The organism is Saccharothrix texasensis, from assembly GCF_003752005.1.
GTDB lineage: Bacteria > Actinomycetota > Actinomycetes > Mycobacteriales > Pseudonocardiaceae > Actinosynnema > Actinosynnema texasense.
This window is the reverse complement of the sequence record NZ_RJKM01000001.1, coordinates 8,208,014-8,224,571: the sequence shown is the minus strand read 5'-3', so window position 1 is coordinate 8,224,571 and position 16,558 is coordinate 8,208,014. Positions and strand designations below refer to the sequence as shown.

At 70.3% G+C, this 16,558-nt stretch carries 17 protein-coding genes; 10 read left to right on the top strand and 7 right to left on the bottom strand.

What is annotated here, in order from left to right:
• Positions 1 to 17: 17 nt before the first annotated feature.
• The 3 genes from EDD40_RS36955 to EDD40_RS36945 form a co-directional block, all read right to left on the bottom strand.
• Positions 18 to 299, bottom strand: a complete 282-nt coding sequence (locus EDD40_RS36955) for a hypothetical protein (protein ID WP_148089038.1) — start codon at positions 297 to 299, stop codon at positions 18 to 20.
• 28 nt (positions 300 to 327) lie between these two features.
• The gene (locus tag EDD40_RS36950) at positions 328 to 672 is read right to left on the bottom strand and encodes a hypothetical protein (RefSeq protein ID WP_148089037.1); all 345 of its coding nucleotides are present in this window, start codon (positions 670 to 672) and stop codon (positions 328 to 330) included.
• 165 nt (positions 673 to 837) lie between these two features.
• The gene (locus EDD40_RS36945) at positions 838 to 2,124 is read right to left on the bottom strand and encodes a M14 family zinc carboxypeptidase (protein ID WP_123746983.1); all 1,287 of its coding nucleotides are present in this window, start codon (positions 2,122 to 2,124) and stop codon (positions 838 to 840) included.
• 401 nt (positions 2,125 to 2,525) lie between these two features.
• On the opposite strand from EDD40_RS36945, the gene EDD40_RS36940 reads away from it, so the two are divergent.
• The 4 genes from EDD40_RS36940 (at position 2,526) to EDD40_RS36930 (ending at position 6,780) form a co-directional block, all read left to right on the top strand.
• A complete protein-coding gene (locus tag EDD40_RS36940) occupies positions 2,526 to 2,753 on the top strand; it encodes a hypothetical protein (RefSeq protein WP_246038154.1) in 228 nt (75 codons plus the stop codon).
• 296 nt (positions 2,754 to 3,049) lie between these two features.
• The gene (locus EDD40_RS42165; RefSeq protein WP_170185340.1) at positions 3,050 to 3,205 is read left to right on the top strand and encodes a hypothetical protein; all 156 of its coding nucleotides are present in this window, start codon (positions 3,050 to 3,052) and stop codon (positions 3,203 to 3,205) included.
• A 147-nt stretch (positions 3,206 to 3,352) separates the two neighbouring features.
• Positions 3,353 to 4,774 (top strand): ABC transporter substrate-binding protein, encoded by a 1,422-nt coding sequence (locus EDD40_RS36935; RefSeq protein WP_123746982.1) that lies wholly within the window; start codon positions 3,353 to 3,355, stop codon positions 4,772 to 4,774.
• On the top strand, positions 4,771 to 6,780 hold the full coding sequence (locus EDD40_RS36930) for an ABC transporter permease (RefSeq protein WP_123746981.1): 2,010 nt from the start codon (positions 4,771 to 4,773) through the stop codon (positions 6,778 to 6,780). Before EDD40_RS36935 ends, EDD40_RS36930 begins: the two co-directional genes overlap by 4 nt.
• Positions 6,781 to 6,947: 167 nt before the next feature.
• Here EDD40_RS36930 and EDD40_RS36925 read toward each other — a convergent pair whose 3' ends face one another.
• The 3 genes from EDD40_RS36925 to EDD40_RS36915 are packed head-to-tail and all read right to left on the bottom strand — an operon-like array spanning position 6,948 to position 9,366.
• Complete coding sequence (locus EDD40_RS36925) at positions 6,948 to 7,532, bottom strand: TetR/AcrR family transcriptional regulator (protein ID WP_123748560.1); 585 nt, start codon at positions 7,530 to 7,532, stop codon at positions 6,948 to 6,950.
• A 29-nt stretch (positions 7,533 to 7,561) separates the two neighbouring features.
• Complete coding sequence (locus EDD40_RS36920) at positions 7,562 to 8,242, bottom strand: ABC transporter ATP-binding protein (protein WP_123746980.1); 681 nt, start codon at positions 8,240 to 8,242, stop codon at positions 7,562 to 7,564.
• Positions 8,239 to 9,366 (bottom strand): ABC transporter permease, encoded by a 1,128-nt coding sequence (locus tag EDD40_RS36915; protein ID WP_123746979.1) that lies wholly within the window; start codon positions 9,364 to 9,366, stop codon positions 8,239 to 8,241. The genes EDD40_RS36920 and EDD40_RS36915 overlap by 4 nt, the downstream gene beginning before the upstream one ends.
• Positions 9,367 to 9,561: 195 nt before the next feature.
• Here EDD40_RS36915 and EDD40_RS36910 point away from each other — a divergent pair, with 195 nt between their 5' ends.
• Positions 9,562 to 10,341, top strand: a complete 780-nt coding sequence (locus tag EDD40_RS36910; protein ID WP_123746978.1) for a hypothetical protein — start codon at positions 9,562 to 9,564, stop codon at positions 10,339 to 10,341.
• 110 nt (positions 10,342 to 10,451) lie between these two features.
• The gene (locus tag EDD40_RS36905) at positions 10,452 to 11,585 is read left to right on the top strand and encodes a hypothetical protein (protein ID WP_123746977.1); all 1,134 of its coding nucleotides are present in this window, start codon (positions 10,452 to 10,454) and stop codon (positions 11,583 to 11,585) included.
• 655 nt (positions 11,586 to 12,240) lie between these two features.
• Here the strand turns inward: EDD40_RS36905 and EDD40_RS36900 are convergent.
• A complete protein-coding gene (locus tag EDD40_RS36900) occupies positions 12,241 to 12,426 on the bottom strand; it encodes a hypothetical protein (RefSeq protein ID WP_148089036.1) in 186 nt (61 codons plus the stop codon).
• On the opposite strand from EDD40_RS36900, the gene EDD40_RS36895 reads away from it, so the two are divergent.
• The 4 genes from EDD40_RS36895 (at position 12,401) to EDD40_RS36880 (ending at position 16,435) form a co-directional block, all read left to right on the top strand.
• Positions 12,401 to 12,793 (top strand): hypothetical protein, encoded by a 393-nt coding sequence (locus EDD40_RS36895; protein WP_148089035.1) that lies wholly within the window; start codon positions 12,401 to 12,403, stop codon positions 12,791 to 12,793. The genes EDD40_RS36900 and EDD40_RS36895 overlap by 26 nt on opposite strands.
• Positions 12,794 to 13,035: 242 nt before the next feature.
• On the top strand, positions 13,036 to 15,303 hold the full coding sequence (locus tag EDD40_RS36890) for an ATP-binding protein (RefSeq protein WP_246038153.1): 2,268 nt from the start codon (positions 13,036 to 13,038) through the stop codon (positions 15,301 to 15,303).
• Positions 15,304 to 15,408: 105 nt separating this feature from the next.
• Entirely contained in the window at positions 15,409 to 15,690 is a 282-nt protein-coding gene (locus EDD40_RS36885; RefSeq protein WP_123746974.1) for a hypothetical protein, read from the top strand.
• Positions 15,691 to 16,003: 313 nt separating this feature from the next.
• On the top strand, positions 16,004 to 16,435 hold the full coding sequence (locus tag EDD40_RS36880) for a DUF6892 domain-containing protein (protein WP_211348323.1): 432 nt from the start codon (positions 16,004 to 16,006) through the stop codon (positions 16,433 to 16,435).
• Positions 16,436 to 16,558: the final 123 nt, after the last annotated feature.

Genomic DNA, 16,558 nt, shown 5'->3' with positions numbered 1-16,558 from the left:
GCGGTGGGCGTGACAGGTCAGCAGAACCAACCGTTCTGGACCCAACCGTCCTGGTGGACGTTGCCGTAGGCGTGGCCGAAGACCCACTGCCCGCTGGGCGAGTAGCGCTGCACGTCGAAGTTCTCGCCGTAGTACAGGGTGCCGATCACCACGCCCGCCGCCGTGGCGCGGACGTACAGGTCCCGGGCGCAGACCTGGCGGACGGTCTGGGCGTCGACCGGGGCCGCGGAGGCGGCCGGTGTGAGGGTGGCCGCGGCGGTCAGCGCCGTGACGGCGGCAGCCAAGCGGAGTGTGCGCATGGTGGGGTGCTCCTCGCGGTTCGTCGGGTCAGTCGAAGGCGAAGCAACTGCGCAGCATGAAGCCCCACTGGCTGTGGTTGTGCCACAGGACGTCGGCGGAGCGGCCGTCGCCGGTGATGTAGCGGACCCCGATCCACGTGCCGCGCGGCAGCACGACGATCGGGTCCCGGTGCACGCCGCCGTAGTAGTTGCCGAACAGGGTGGTGGACTCACAGGTGGTGTGCGCTTCGCGCATCGGCACCCACGGGTCGTTCACGGTCCCGCTGCCGGCCAGGGCGGTGATCGGATCCGGTTGGGCCGACGCGGGCCCGGTGATCCCGGTCAACGCCAGGACGGCGCCGGCCAGGACGAGCAGGACACGTTTTCCTCGCATCATGAGCAGTCCTCTCGGGCAAGGTGAGAGCACGACCTTGTAAGTCCTTACCAGGATGCTCAGATAACCCGCAAGTTATTCACCCGACCGCCGGGCACGCGTGGACGGGGAGGAGCGGTCGCGGGCGTGGTCGTGCCGGACCACGCCCGCGGACCCGATGTGAGGTCAGCTCGCGTAGGGGGCCTTCGCCGCCTTCGCCGCCGTCAGGAAAGCGCCCTTGTTCTTGGGCCAGAACAAGCTGTCCACGCACGAGTACTGCGGGAAGAACCCGCCGCAGCTACCGCTGCCCGACCCGATCTCGAACGTGTAGCTCGCGATGCCCAGGTTGCCGTAGGTGAAGTCGTCGGTCGTGCCCGTCGTGTCGCCCTCGGCCACCACCGTGTACCCGTTGAACGCCGCCATCTTCCGGCCCAGCGCCGCCAACTGCGTCGCGTTCGGGTTCGCGTTCCACGTCCAGCCCCACGGGGGCATGATCAGGTTGCCGTAGCTGTGCACCGTGATCATCACGCCCTTGGTGGTCACCGGCGCGGGCTCGGTGTCGCCCGGTCCGCGCTGGTCGGGGAACAACTGCTTGAACCACGCCTCGATCGCCTTGGTCTCCGGCTCGGAACCGGCGGCCGTGCCCTGGTAGGTCTCGCCGCAGCGGCTGGTGCCGGCGCCGCCCCACTTGAACGTGGAGTTGCGGTTCAGGTCCACGCCGTAGCTCGGCGCCGAGCACGACGCGCTGGTGTTGTTGGCGTTCTTGCGCTGCATCAGCGGCTGGTTGCCGCCGGACGCGACGATGTCCACGCCGTCGGGGTTGACGATCGGCACCACCCACAGCTCGGTGGTGTCCAGGATGGACGTCACCTCGGCGTCCGTGCCGTACCCCTTGGTGACGTGGTCGATCCACCGCCACGCGAGCTCGCCCGTGGCCAGCTCCCGCGCGTGGATCTGCGCGATCAGCGCGAACCGGGGCTTGGCGGAGTTCGGGCTCAGCGAGCAGTCGCCGGACTGCTTCTTGGTGATGCAGATGGCCCTGATGTCGTGACCGCCCAGGCCGCGCGTCTTGCGCCAGCTGTCACCGATGTCGTACACCTGCGTCAGCGCCGGGTACGCGGCCGCCACGTCGGTCAGGTGCTTCTCGTGCTCGGCCACCGTCCGGTAGCCGCCGTAGAACGTCTGGACACCGATGTCCGCGGACCGGCCGGTCGCCACCGGCTTGTACACCGAGTCGAACCTGCTCGGCCGGTAGCCGAGCCTGACCAGCCGGTCGGCCACCCGTTGGTCGCCGACCACCTGCACGGCGCCGTCGACGCCGTGCTCGACGTCGAACCCGGCCGACTGCAACACGTGCTCACCGGCTCCCGGGACCTGCCAGTAGTACGGCGTGGTGTCGGTCGGCTGAGCAGCCGCCGCGTTGGTCCCCAGGAGTAACAGCACCGCCGTGACAAGACCTACCAGAACCTTCATCGACAGACCTCCAGACGAGCCGGCGGCCGAGGCAGGGTGACAGGGGGCCGCCGCGCCGAACGCGAGTATGGAGCACCGCACAGGTCACCAAAACCTACGAACGGGGGTCGCCCCCGGGCGCCGGCGTAACCTTGCGCCAGAGGGAGGAACGGCGTGCCGCCGACAAGCCCCTTCCCCGCGGACGGCGAAGGGGTGGCCCGACACCAGTGCAGTCCACAAAGGACTCTCCTTCCGGCGGTCGGCCGGAGGTGCGCACGCCACCGGCGCACCGGGACGCGTGGGAGCGGACACCAGGCGGCAACGAGTTCGAGGAAGGGACGGGGCTCTCCGATGACGGGTATCGCCGACTGGCGCCACGCCGGCCGCGCTGCGCCGGCTGCGCCGCGCTCCTCATGGTGTCGGTGACCGCTCTGCGGACAGCGCTGAGGCGAATCGTGCTCGCCGCGCTCGGCTGCGCGGTGGCGCTGATCGTGCTGCTCATCGGCATGGGACTGGCCGGCGTCGTCGGCTTGTCCTCCGACCCGCACGGTTACGGGATGTTCGCGGCGATCCTGTTCGCGGCGGTACTCACCCCGATCGCCCTGGTCCTGTGGTTGCTCTACCGGTTCCTGCGACGAGACGGCCAGTAGGCGGCCTCCCCGATGGGGTGGGCGATGCCGACCGGGCATCCCTCGCCGTGCTGCTGCACGGCGGCCTGACCACAGGTCAGACCACGTGGCCGACGTCGACACCGCGCGCTGCCGCCACGAGAGCGACCAGATCGGTATTCCGCCGTGGCCGCACCACATGCGCTGTTGAGCGCCCGTTCCCGAGCTTGAGCAGGTGAGCAGCCAGGGGTCGGAGCAGGTCGAGAAGTCTCAGTGAACTCTGAGATCCGGCCGGTAGCGTCGGCGAAACGTTTCCGCGCCAGTCGAGGAAGGGTTCGGTGAGGGTGGTGTTCCGGATCGCCAGAGCCGTGCTCATCCCGGTATCCGTGCTCCTGCACCTGCGGGTCTCGGACGGGACGGTGACCGAGACCCACCCGGCCGACATCGTCGTCACCACCGCGTCCTGGGTCGACTGCACGCGAGCGCGGGGGTGAACCCAGGCTCCACGTGGCCGACGCGGTGGTCGTCCAGCGGGCCCGGCTCCGCAGTCGACCGGCCGTGCCGGTGCTGAAACCCATGCGCTGTCCCGCCGGTCGCAACGTCGCCGAACGTCCGCTCGATCGGACGCGAGAGGAGTTGTCGTGGAGGAGAACACAGGGTTGTCGAGGCGCACGTTCCTCGGGATGAGCGCGCTGGGCGTGCTCGGCCTCGCCGGGTGCGGGGGTGGTCCCACCGCGCCGCAGGTCGACGTCCAAGTGCCCCAGGCGCTGCTCGACCAGGCAGCCGCGCTCCGCGGCGGGTCGGTCGGGATGCTGTCGCAGAAGCTCTACTCGGAGACCGCCAACCAGGCCTTGGACCGGTCGTTGCAGGCGTTCGCGCAGGCCACCGGCACCACGGTCCGCAACGACCTGGTCTCCGGTGACGCCGGCGACATGGTCGCGAAGATGGACACCGAGGTGAAGGCGGGCACCAGCCGCGACCTGGCCTTCATGAGCGATCGGCGGTTCGTCGGCCAGCTCCACAACCTCGACGCCCTCACCGACGTCACCGACGTGGTCGACGAGATGCGCGCGCTCTACGGGGAGCCCGCGACGGAGGCGGCGAACTTCTGCGTGTTCGGCGGGCGCTGGTACGCGATCCCGTACCACTTCATCGCGACCGCGATGTACCTGCGCAAGGACTGGTACGAGGAGAAAGGCCTCCCGCTCAAGCCCCACTACACGTGGGAGGAGCTGCGCGACCACGCGTTGGAGGTCTCCGACCCGGCGAAGCGGCGCTTCGGCTGGGGTCTCACGGTGAACCGCTCCGGTGACGCCAACGGCTTCATCACGAACGTCATCAACTGCTACGGCGGCGCGATCGCGGACAACACCGGCACGAAGGTGGTGTTCGACTCGCCGGAGACCGTCGCCGCCGTCACCTTCATCGGCGACATCTACACGAACCCGAAGTACGCGCCGATGCTGCCGCCCGGGGTCGGCAGCTGGACCGACTCGAGCAACAACGAGAACTGGTTGGCGCAGGTCCTGGGGCTCACGCTCAACCAGTTCAGCGTCTACGCCGACTCGAAGACCAAGAACAACCCGGTCTACGCGAACACGCACCCGTTCAACGGCGCCACCGGGCCGGCGATCGACCGGCCGCTCGCGTACGGCGAGTCCAACTCGTTCGTCGTGTTCAAGGGGGCGAAGAACCCCGACCTCGCCAAGTTGGTGGCGAAGTTCATGGCCGGCGGGAGCGCGCTGCTCGGCGTCGCGAAGGGAGCACCCTGCCTGGTCAACCCCGCGTGGGACAAGGTGTGGGACTCCGACCCGCACTACACCAGCGGTGACCCGGCCTTCCCCGCGCTGCGGGAGCAGACCCGCACGCCGCTCCCGCTGACCACCAAGACCGGCTACGCCTTCCCCCAGGCTCCGAGCCCGGGCGAGCAGGCCGCCACCGCCGCCTACCTGCTGACCGACATGATGCAGTCGGTCATCCAGGGCGCCCGGCCGGCCGAGGCCGTCGCCTCGACGCACGCCCGGATCGTCCAGGTCTTCGAGCAGCAGGGCTACCCGCAGTGACCGTTCCGCGTCCGCGTTCGGCGCCGGCCCGTCCGGCGCCGGGCACGTCGTCCTCCCTCACCTCGTCGCAGCGGTTGCTCGGGCGCGACTGGCGTCTCGCCGCCGTGTTCATCGGGCCGACGTTGTTGCTGGTGGCAGGCCTGATCCTGGTGCCGATCACCAGCTCGATCTTCACCAGCGCCACCGAGCGCCACGGCGCGGAGACGGTGTTCGTGGGGCTGGACAACTACCTCGCCCTCATCGACGACGCCGTGTTCCACAAGGGCGTGCTCAACTCGTTCGTCTTCACCGCCTACGCCGAGATCTTCAAAGTCACCCTCGGCCTCATCGCGGCGTTGATGCTGCACCACATGCGCCGCGGCCGGGCGATCGTCGCCGGGGTGATCCTGCTGCCGTGGGTGGTGCCGACGGTCGTCACGGCCTTCACCTGGCGGTCCCTGTTCGACCCGATCTTCGGCAGCGTCAACGTCCTGCTCACCGACTCGGGCATCGGGCCCGCCCTCGCCGCGATCGGGCTCGTCGACTCCTGGCCCGCGCAGTGGCTGTCCGATCCCGCGCTCGCGATGCCGGCGGTCATCCTGGTCAACGTCTGGAAGGGCGTCCCGTTCTTCGCGGTGACGTTCCTCGCCGGGCTCAAGGCCATCGACAGCGGTCTCTACGAGGCGGCGGTGGTGGACGGCGCCTCGCCGTGGCAGCGCTTCGCGCACATCACGCTGCCGGGTCTGCGCAACATCATGATCGTGACCGTGCTGCTGTCGTCGATCTGGACGTTCAACAACTTCGACCTGATCTGGCTGATGACGCAGGGCGGACCAGGGGACGCCACCGCCCCGTACGTGATGGTGGCCTACTCGAAGGCCATCCAGCAGCTGCAACTGGGCGCGGGGGCCGCGGTCACGCTGGTGATGCTGCCGGTCATCGGCATCCTCGTGGTGATCCTCGTGCGGATGATGCGACGCGGCGACCTGCCCGGCTCGGGTGACTCGGGACGCAGGCGGCTGACCCCCGTGCAGCGCCGGGCGCTGCCGTGGGTGGTCGTCGTGGGCTCGGTGCTCGTGCTGGTCTGGGCGTCACCGCACATCGTGTGGAAGGCCGCGCTCGTGCTGGGCGTGTTCGTCGTGCTCACGGCCGCCGTCGGACGGGTCGTCTCCGTGCTCGCCGCGCGCGGCAACCGGGTGGCCGCCCGGGTGGTCGGCGGCACCGGCAGCGGGATCGCGCTCGTGGGCCTGCTGGGCTTCGTGCTCGCCCCGCTCTACTGGATGACGGTCACGGCGTTCAAGTCCGACGACCAGATCGTCGCGCGCACCGATGACCTCTGGCCGACCCCGTGGAGCACCGAGCAGTTCACCAACCTGTTCACCGGCAGGGCGTTCGGCACCTGGTACGTCAACACGGTCCTCGTCTCGGTGGCGTCCACGGTGATCGCCCTGGTCTGCGCGGCGCTGGCCGGTTACGCGCTGGCGCGGCTGAAGTTCCGGGGTTCGGAGAGCTTCACGGTCACGATCCTGCTCACCTACGTGATGCCGGGCGCGTTGCTGTTCATCCCGCTCTACCAGATGATGAGCGGGATCGGGCTCAACGACTCGCTGTGGTCGCTCGTGCTCGCCTACCCCACGTTCACCCTGCCGTTCGCGACGTGGTTGCTCGTCGGCTACTTCAAGTCGATCCCGGCCGATCTTGAGGAGGCCGCGCTGGTCGACGGCTGCACGCGGTTCGGGGCGTTCATCCGGATCGTGCTGCCGCTGGCCAAGCCGGGCCTGCTCGCGGTCGCGCTGTTCACGCTCACCAACGCGTGGAACGAGTTCCTGTTCGCCTTCGTGTTCATCACGAAGGACGACTACAAGACGCTGCCCGTCGGCATGCAGTCGATGATCTTCGGTGACGTCGTGCCGCAGGGACAGCTGGCCGCGGCCTCGCTGCTGGTCAGCATCCCGGTCGCGGTCATGTACGGGTTCGGGCAGCGGTTCCTGACCGAGGGCCTCACCGCGGGGGCCGTGAAGGGATGAGCGTGCACACCCGGGGATCGACCCGGGTGACCAGTGCGCACGTGCCGTCCTCCAGCCCGCCGACTTCGATCACCTGGCCGGGCAGCGCCCACCGGCACTCGTCCGCCCGGCCGCGGGCGATGCCGTTCCCGAACGCGTCACCCCCGGGCGGGACCCGTGCCGGTGCGTCACCGATCGGCTCGGCGCGCGTCGAGGTAGGGGCGGAGCAGCCGGTCCAGCAGGCCCAGCACCGCCGCCACCCCGTCGGCCTCGATGTTCTGCGACGCCCGCAGGACGGTCGCGTTGATCAGCTCGGCCATGCGTCCGGTCTCGGGCTCACCGAGCAGGCTCAGGGAGTCGATGAGCGGCTCCTGGAGCCTGGCGTGCAGCTGCGCGCTGTGCTCGTGCAGCACCGCCGGGTCCATCACCGTCCGCAGCGCCTGGGCGAGCGCCTGCTCCGGCCCGGAGAACAGGGTGACGTTGGCCTCCACGTAGGCCCAGACGCGGTCGGCCGGATCGGTCACCGACGCGACGTGGTCGAGCACCCGCGCCGACCACGTCGGGAACACGTCCGCGGCCACGGCCTCCAGCAGGGCCTCCGCCGAGGGGAAGTACTGGTACACGCTCGACCTCGCGAGCCCGACGCGTTCACCGGCGGCGGCCAGCGTCGGCGCCGCGCCGGTCTCGGCGAGCAGCGCACGTGCCGCGTCCAGGATCGCCCGCCGCTGCCGGGCCCGGTGCTCGGCCACGGTGGGCGCCTGGATGCGGGGCACGTTCTCCTCCTGGCGGGTCGAGCCGTCCACTACGCGGTGACGGGCTCACCCGCCGTCAACCGGCCGTCGACCATCTCGAACACCCGGTCGCAGTGACGCAGCACGTCGTGGTCATGCGTGACGACGACTGTAGCCATTCGCCGTTCGCGCGTTTCGCGGGCGAGCAGTTCCAGGACCTCGTGGCTGCGCTGCCGGTCCAGCGCGGCGGTCGGCTCGTCCACCAGCAGCACGTCCGGTCGGGTGACGAGCGCGCGGGCGATACCGACCCGCTGCCGCTCACCACCCGAGAGCTGGTGGGGCCTGCGGTCCTCCTTGTGCTCCACACCCACCGCGGCGAGCAGCTCCCGCGGGTCACGCGGGTCCGTCACCCGTCCGAACGTCAGCGGGAGCCTCACCTGGTCGACAGCGGTCAGGGAGGGGATCAGGTTGTTGCTCTGGAACACGTAGCCGATCCGCTCGCGACGCACGCGCGCCCGGTCCCGCTCCCGTCCCGCCAGGTCGACGCCGCCGACGAGGACGCGGCCCGAGTCCGGCACGGTCAGCCCGCCGGCCACCGCGAGCAGGCTCGACTTGCCCGCCCCCGAGGGGCCGACGACGGCGATGATCTCACCCGGCTCGACGCGCAGGCTCACCTCCTCCAGCGCGACCGTGGTCTCCTCGCCGTCGCCGTAGCGCAGGCTCACCCGTTCCAGCAGCAGTCCTTCGCTCACCGGTTGCCTCCCAGGGCGGTCAAGGGGTCGATCTTGGTGATGCGCAGCACGGCCAGGGACGCCCCGGCCATGCCGAGCACGACCAGCAGCAGCGACGCGACCCCGATCGGCCCCGCCTCCAGCGCGAACGGCATGGGCGTGGCGGAGATGGCGGCGCCGGCGGCGAGGCCGACGCCGACGCCCACGGCCGTCGAGAGCGCCAGCAGCACCAACGACTGGGCCAGGCTGTCGCGCAACACGTACCAGGTGCTCGCACCCATGGCGCGCAGCACGGCGATCTCCGGTTTGCGCTGGATGGTCAGCACGGTGAAGAACGCGCCCACGACCAGGGCTGAGATGGCGTAGAGGAACACCTGGATCATCCGGAGGGTCGCGGTCTCCGCCGAGTAGCCCGGCGACGCGGCGAAGGAGTCCTCCACCGTCATCGACGTCGTCGCGGCAGCGCTGTCACCGGCGGTGAGGTCCGTCCCGGACGCCGAGCGCACCGCCACCGCGGTGATCTCTTCGTAGGCGTGCGCCGGCGCCTGATCACCCGGCCCGGCCCCGACCCGGATCTCCTGCCACGTGCGCAGGGGCACGTAGCCGACGTCCACGTGGCCGTAGGTGTGCTGGCCGTCCAGCACCCCGACCACCGTCAGCTCCGTGCCGATCCGGTCGATCGTGACGGTGTCGCCGAGGCGGACGCCCGCGTCCACCGCCGTGGCGCTCACCACGACCTCGTGCGGGTTCGACCCGAGTCGCGCGCCCCGTGCCGCGTCCGGGGCGATGAAGGAGCCGGGATCCACCCCGAAGAGCGCCAAGTCGACTGCCACGCCCCCGCTGGTCTTCGCGTTGACCAGCGTGTTCCCGTACGGCGCGGCCGCCGTGACACCGTCCCTGCCGGCCCACTCGCCCACCGCGTCGAGGTCCACCACGCTGCGCGAGAACGCGGCGTCGGCCGCCACGCCGCGCTCGAACGCGAGCGAGGTGACGGGCAGCTTCTCCAGCCCGGACACGCCGTCGTTCACCAGCCCCACCGACAGCCCGGACAGCAGCACCATCAGGACGGCGGTCAGCGCGACCACCGAGCCCATCAGCGCGAAGCGACTGCGCGCGAACAGCAGCTCGCGGATCGTCAGGAACATCCGTCACACCGCCCAAGGTTTACCGACACCATGTCGACTACCTTACCGACACTATGTCGGCAACATCGCGGTCGGGTGGTCGGCGGCGACGGACGTCACTCCGGAACAGGCGTGCGGCACGAGGCCCGCTGCTCCCGTCGTCACTACGATGCGACTCTTCTCACCAGACCGGGTGACAGTCGTTGGAGGCACGTCGTGCGGACGCCGAACGGGTTCGACGATGCCGGAGCCCCGGAGGTCCTCGTGGCGGCCGCGGCCTCCGCCACGGGTCTGTGGGGCTACTTCACGTTCTTCGTCGGTGACCACGCCTCCAGCGGTGGCTTGGGCGTCGCGATCCTGATGGGTTCCCACCTGGTCAACGCCTTGGCGCAGACCTCCCTGCTCCTGCTGTTGCGCGCCTGCCACTCGCTGCGGGTGAGGCTGGTGCTCGGACAGGTGGACGGCGCGGCGAGCGGGGACCGCTTCGCCCGCAGCAGGCAGCACGGGCAATGGCTTCGCCCGGCGGCCTTCCTCGGTCCGGTCGTCGTCAACTGCTCCGCGATGCTGGTCTTCACCCCCTCCGGGGCGCCCTCCGGGTCCGACGACTTCGGCATCACCACCACGATCTTCCTGTTCACGTTGCTCGGCCTGGCCGCGACGTTGCTCGGCGCGGTGGGGTACTTCTTCGTCGTGCTGCCCCTCACCGGGGTCGTGGGCGCGTTCCTCCCCGAATCGCTGGGCAGGATCGGGGCATCCCGCGCGGAGGCCGCCGCGAGGTCGTGGATCTTCCCCTTCATCGGCCTGTTCGGTGTCTCCCTGGGCGCGGGTGACGAAGTCCGCTCCTCCGACCTCGGCCAGTGGTTCGCCCACGACCTCGGCTCACCCGTCCCGCTGCCAGGAGTGCTGCTGGTGGTCGCCGTGGTCGGCACCACCGCCCTCATCGTGATCAACAACCGCGCCCGCCGTAAGCGCACGCGACAACTCGGGCGCGCCTGAACCACCGCGAGACGACGCAGCGCAAGAAAGCCATCACCGCCGGTAGAACGCCGATGACGCCGCGCACCGGCGGGCAGGCTCGTGCCAGGCAGTTGCGGCATCATCTCCCCATGACAGCCGCACGGCTGCTGGCGCGCCGCACCGAGCGGTGGTTCGTCCAGCAGGGAGCCCCGACGATGATCGAGGGCTACGGGTTCTTCACGCACGTGCTGCCGCGGATGCTGCCGGCGCTGGCGACCATCGCGATCGCCTGCCTCGTGTGGCTCGTCCCGCTGGGCGCGGCGGGGTACGGGCGGTGGGTGCTGCTGACGCTGATCCTCGCCAGCGCGCTCACGACCTGGATCGTGCTGTCGTCGTTCGTGCGGCGGCTGCCGCTGCTCACGCGCAACCGCATGATCGCGATCCTCGTCGGGTACGCGGTGGTGCCGGTGATCGTGCCGATCCTGCAGGACACCATCGAGGGCACGCCGGACAGCGACCCGGTGCAGCTGGTGGTGTTCTTCGCGGCGATCTTCGCCGCCGCGTGGTTCTCGGTGACGTACGGGCTGGTGGCGTTGCTCAAGGGCGCGATCCGGCACACGGTGAACGACTTGCGCAACAGCGTGCACCTGCTCGGCCGGGCGTTGCCGCCGTTGTTGTTCGTGACGCTGTTCCTGTTCTTCACCGGCGAGCTGTGGCAGGCGATGAACCAGCTGCCGTGGCAGCGGGTGAGCCTGGTGGTGGCGTTGTTCGCGGCGATCACCGTCCTCGCGGCGGCCGCGCGGCTCAAGGACGAGATCGGCCGGGTCGAGCAGGACCTGCGCCCCGAGGTGCTCGAGGAAGCCTGCCGGGGCACGCCGCTGGGCGACGAGGAGTTCGACGAGCCGTTGCGCCCGCGCAAGCTGAACGGACGGCAGTCCCGCAACCTGCTGGTGATGCTCGCGATCCGCCAGCTCGTGCAGGCGGCGGTGGTGGGACTCGCGCTGTTCGCGTTCTTCGTGGCGCTCGGCCTGATCGTGGTCACGCCCGCCGTCGCCGAGCAGTGGATCGGAGCGCCACCGGAGCCCGCCAAGTGGGTTCCCGGCGTGCCCGCGGCGATGCTGCGCAACGCCACGTTGTTCGCGGCCTTCGGCAGCATGTACTTCGCCGTGGTGTCGATGAGCGACGCCGAGCAGCGCAGGCAGTTCTTCGCACCCGTGATCGAGCGGATCGAGCGGACGCTGGCGGTGCGCGCGGTCTACCTGGCGGTCCGCGAGCGCGCCTAGTCTGCGTCACGCCACCTTGATCGGATAATCGGTCCAGGTGCGGATGGGTGAGTCGGTGGCGAAGCCGGTCTTGGGTCGGGCTCGGGCGTTGCGCCGGCGGATGTGGGCCGCGATCGCGGCGTTCTGCTCGGCGTGGCTGTGATGGTCGGTTCCCCGTTGAGGGCGGAGTAGCGCAGGGCGGTGACCTCACCTTGGTGATGTCGAGCTGTGGTGATCGTGCATCATGAGCTGCAGGGCATGCTCGCGCGCCTGGCGATCCGCTCCGAAGACCAGCGCACCAGTGCCGCTCGAATCCTGTGGTGCGGCGTGTTCACCAGATCCGACGAATGGCGCGGACCGATGACGCGGTGCCCACACCACATCCCGGGGTCGGGCAGTATTGCACTGTGAACGACGGCTCCTTGCCCCACCGCCCTGGGCCCGAAGACCCGGTCGACACCGATGAGACGCCGCATCCTCGGGGCGGCGGACGGGAAGCCGGCCAACGTGCGCGGGCGAGCTCGGACGGAGTGGTCCTGCAGGCCGGCCGGGACGTGACCGTCACCTTCGCATCACCCGATCGATCCGACACATCGAGATCGCGCTCGCGGCTGCGGATCGCGATCGCCGTGGTCGGGGTGATCGCTGTCGCGGCGGTGACGGCTTCCGTGATCACCTACCTGCGCGGCGCCCTCGTCCACACCCCGGCCGGAGCACAATCGCCGACGAGCACGAACACCGCTGTGGAGAACACCTCCTCGTCCTGGCCGCACTCGCCCGTCAGGCCTTCGAAGCCCTCCAGGCCGGACACGTCCATCGGCGAGCCCCAGCCCACCATGGCGAAGAAGGAGTACCGGCTCAAGCCGTCCTCGGACGTGCGGACGAACGACATCGACAAGATCGACCTCGACACGGGCTGCCCGGGCTGGGGCCCGACCTCCATCCCCGTGGGCCGCAAGCGGTGCGGTGAGCTCGCCGACCTCATCGTCGAGGACTACGGAGTGCACGCCCCCAACGACCAACCACTGCTCACACCCGTGGACGGCCTGGCCACCTACACGTCGTGCCGCGACCGGACCGACGGCGTCGGCACGATCCTCCTGGAGGACCTGCACGAGGGGGCACAGCTGTGCGTTTGGACCGACAAGCGCAACATCGCCGCGGTTCACATCAACTCGGTCGCCGAGACCGGGGAAGTGGTCATCGACTACGAACTCTGGACATCCTGACCGCCCGCTCACCGAACCCCGGCACTGTCGACCACCGACCGAACAGCTGTCACCGACTCGACACCCGCGGACGGCACCCCACCAGGTAGACCCCTCGGCGGGAACCGCCGGCTCGCGGCGTGGGACGCGCAAGAACTGCCCCGTGCTCGGGTCCGCCATTGTGCGGAGTGGTGCGGTGGGGCGCGGTGGAACGCTGGGGTGGTCGTCCGGTCATCGACCAGGTCTGGGAGGTGTCTCCGTTGGTGGCGTTCGAGCCGGAGCCGTCCCGCTTCCCCGGCTCCACGTCGGCCGATGTCGGCGACCTCGGTGTGCGCAATACGGTGTCCGGTGTCGTGGGCGGGGTGGTGCAGGCCGGTGTGGTGCACGGTGGCGTGCACCTGCACACGGCCCAGCCGACCTCCGCCTGGGTGGTGCCGCGCCAACTGCCCTCCGCACCGGCGTTGTTCGTGGGACGAGCTGTGGAGCTGGACGCGCTGGACCACGCCCTGGCTGCGGTTGCGCCGAACGGACGGGGCACCGCTGTGCAGGCTCCGACCGCACGCGGACCGTCCCTCGCCGAGTTCCCGGTCGGGGACGTGGCGACGGGGGTCTCCACCATCGGCGGCGCCGGAGGAATGGGCAAGACCTGGCTGGTCCTGGCGTGGGCGCACCGTCACCTGGACCGATTCCCCGACGGGCAGCTTTTCGTGGACCTGCACGGCTTCAGCCCGGCGCGGGAGCCGATGGACCCGGCCGTGGCGGTGCGGGGGTTCCTCGACGCCCTCGGCGTCGAGCCCGGACGCATCCCGGCCGACCCGGACGCGCAAGTCGCGCGGTACCGCAGCCTGGTCGCGGATCGGCGGATGCTGATCGTGTTGGACAACGCGGCCACCGCCGAGCAGGTGATCCCGCTGCTGCCGGGCAGCTCCACCTGCACGGTGCTGGTCACCGGCCGCACCAGGCTCGCGTCGTTGATCGACCGCCACGGTGCCCGCCACCTGACCCTGGACATCTTGACCCGTGACGAGGCGCGTGCCCTGTTGACCGCTCGCCTGGGTACCGGGCGCGTCGCCGCCGAACCCGACGCCGTGGACGAGCTGATCGCATTGTGCGGGAGTTACCCGCTGGCCCTGTCGATCACCGCCCGTCACGCCGTCACCAGCCCTGCCGTCCCCCTGCCCGAGATCGCCGGCGAACTGCGCGAATCGGGTCTGGAGGTGCTCGACCACGACACCGATCCCGCCGCCAGCCTGCCCGCGGTCCTCTCCTGGTCCCTGCGCCGGCTCACCGACGAGCAGCGCACCGTGTTCGCCCTGCTCGGAATCGCCCCCGGTCTCGACACGACCCCGCCCGCCGCGGCCGCGCTCACCGGCCTGGCACCGGCCCGCGCCCGCATGGCGTTGTCGGCGTTGGTGGAGGCGTCACTGGTCGATCGGCGCCCGCACGGCCGGTACGCGATGCACGACCTGATCCGCGACTACGCCACCACCACTGCCCACGACCTGCCCCACGGCGCACGACAGGCCGCGCTGGCACGGGTGATGGACTTCCACCTGCACACCGCCGCCACCGCGGACCACCTCCTCAACACCTACCACCCGTTCTTGCCGCCCGCCGCGCCCGCGCCCGGCGTGCACCCGCTCCCGCTGTCCGACACCACCACCGCGGCAGCCTGGCTGGAAGCCGAACACGCCACCCTCCTGGCCACCCAGCAGGCCGCCGCCGTGCTCGGCCGCCACCACGTCGTCTGGCACCTCGCCTGGGCACTCAACAACTTCCACATGCGACGAGGGCACCTGCGCGACTCGCTCGCCGCCTGGCGGGCCGCGCTGGACGCCGCCGTCCACCTGCCCGACCCGGCCACCCGCAGCCGCGCCCACCGGCACCTCGGCCGCGCCTGTGCCCGGCTGGGCCTGCACGAGGAGTCCCACGAACACCTGGCTCGGGCACTCGACCTGGCGGTGCGCCACCACGACACCGTCGAACAGGCCCACACCCACGGGGTGCTCGCGTTCTTCTGGGGACGCCAGGGGGACGACCGGCGGGCCTTGGCGCACGCCCGACACGCCCTCGGCCTGTACCGCGCCATCGGCCGGCCGCTGTGGGAGGCCGACGCGCTCAACTCGGTGGGCTGGTACTGCGCCCGCCTCGACGAGCTCGACACCGCGCGTGACCACTGCCACGCCGCCCTCAGCCTGCACCGGCGGTTCCACGACGCCGACGGCGAGGCGTCCACGATGGACACCTTCGGGCTGATCGCCCATCGCGCCGGCGACCACAGGCAGGCGATCCACCACTACCACCAGGCACTCACCCGCTACCGCGCCTTCAGGAACACCTACTTCCTCGCGTACACCCTCGACAACGTCGGCCACCCCCACGCCGCGCTCGGAGAACACGACCAGGCACGCACAGCCTGGCAGGAGGCGCTGGAGTTCTACCGTGAACAAGGCCGTGACATCGAAGCCCGACGCCTCCGACAACAGTTGCACGACCTCGACACCCTGATCTCTCCACCGGAGAGCGCCTGATCCCCGGGCCGGCTCACGCAGGGCATCCGGTCGGACCGAACGCCGGTACGCCGTCGTATCGGGGTGGTAGCCGCTGAACGCGCCGGTGCGGATCGCGGAGTCGAGGTGGTGGCCGAGGTCGGGGAAGGTCTCGGCGATGCGGGCGACGGCGGCACGGACCGCGCGGGTGACGTTGACCCTGGCCCGTTCCGCGGCCGATCCGGTGGGCCGGGCGCGTCCGCGGAGGCCGAAGGCCGCCGCGAGCTGCCGGGTGAGCGCGTCGAGCTCCCAGCGCGCCCAGGCGGCCCGCTCGGGGTCGTGGAAGGCTTCGGCGTCGGCCAGCTCCTCCCCCAGCTCGGTCAGCCGGCGGCGACCGGCCTGCTCGGCGATGTCGTCCAGCAGCGGTGAACCGGGTTCTCAACGACACCGTGTCGCCGTCAGCGGCCAAGTTGAACCGTACCCGCGCTTCCGGGGTCGACCGATCCTGGGCACGCTTCCCGCCGCACAACCGGATTCCCGTCTGGCACCGCCACCTCACCCTCTCCGTCATCTGCGCTGGGATGCCGAGCTGCGACGATCACGCGCGCGAGGGGTGGCGCCACGACTGCCATGCCCCGCAGCCAAGGACGTCGAGCTGCGGCCGCCGTTTCAGGCCGAGGACCTGCCCGGAAGGCATGGGTTGACTGCCCGGATTGTCGGGGTGGTCTGGTAGATAGTGGGCATGTTCCGCGACTTCAACTTCAAGCTGCTGGTCATCGACAAGCTCATGTACCAGGACAAGGTGATCCAGCCTCCGTTCCGGATCGCCGACGTCCTGCACGCCAAGGGCGCCACCGGCGACCTGTGGAAGTACCTGTACGAACGGGACCTCCTGTACACCGTCCTCGAAGAAGCCCGCCAGTACTTCACCGACCTGGAGATCACCCCCGACCAACTGGCCGCCGTGGACGAACTGACCACCGACGGCGGGTTGGCGATCTACCACCAGTGCTCCCCCTTCTGGGACGGCGAGGACGACCTCTTCGACGTCACCTCGCTGGACGACCTCGACCTGCTGCCCAACCTCCGCGTGATCCACGGCGGCGACGAGGCCATGATGGCCGCCCCCGGCGCCCAGGACACCCTCAAGGCCCGCGGGATCGCCGTGGGGTGAGCAGCCTCGTCCATTGCACCGCTCAACAGCTCCCGCGCCCCAACACATCCCGGCTGCCGACGTCCGACCCCCTGTGCCTGCTGAGAACTTTCGTCCATGCAGGTAAAGACGATATTTGGAAGC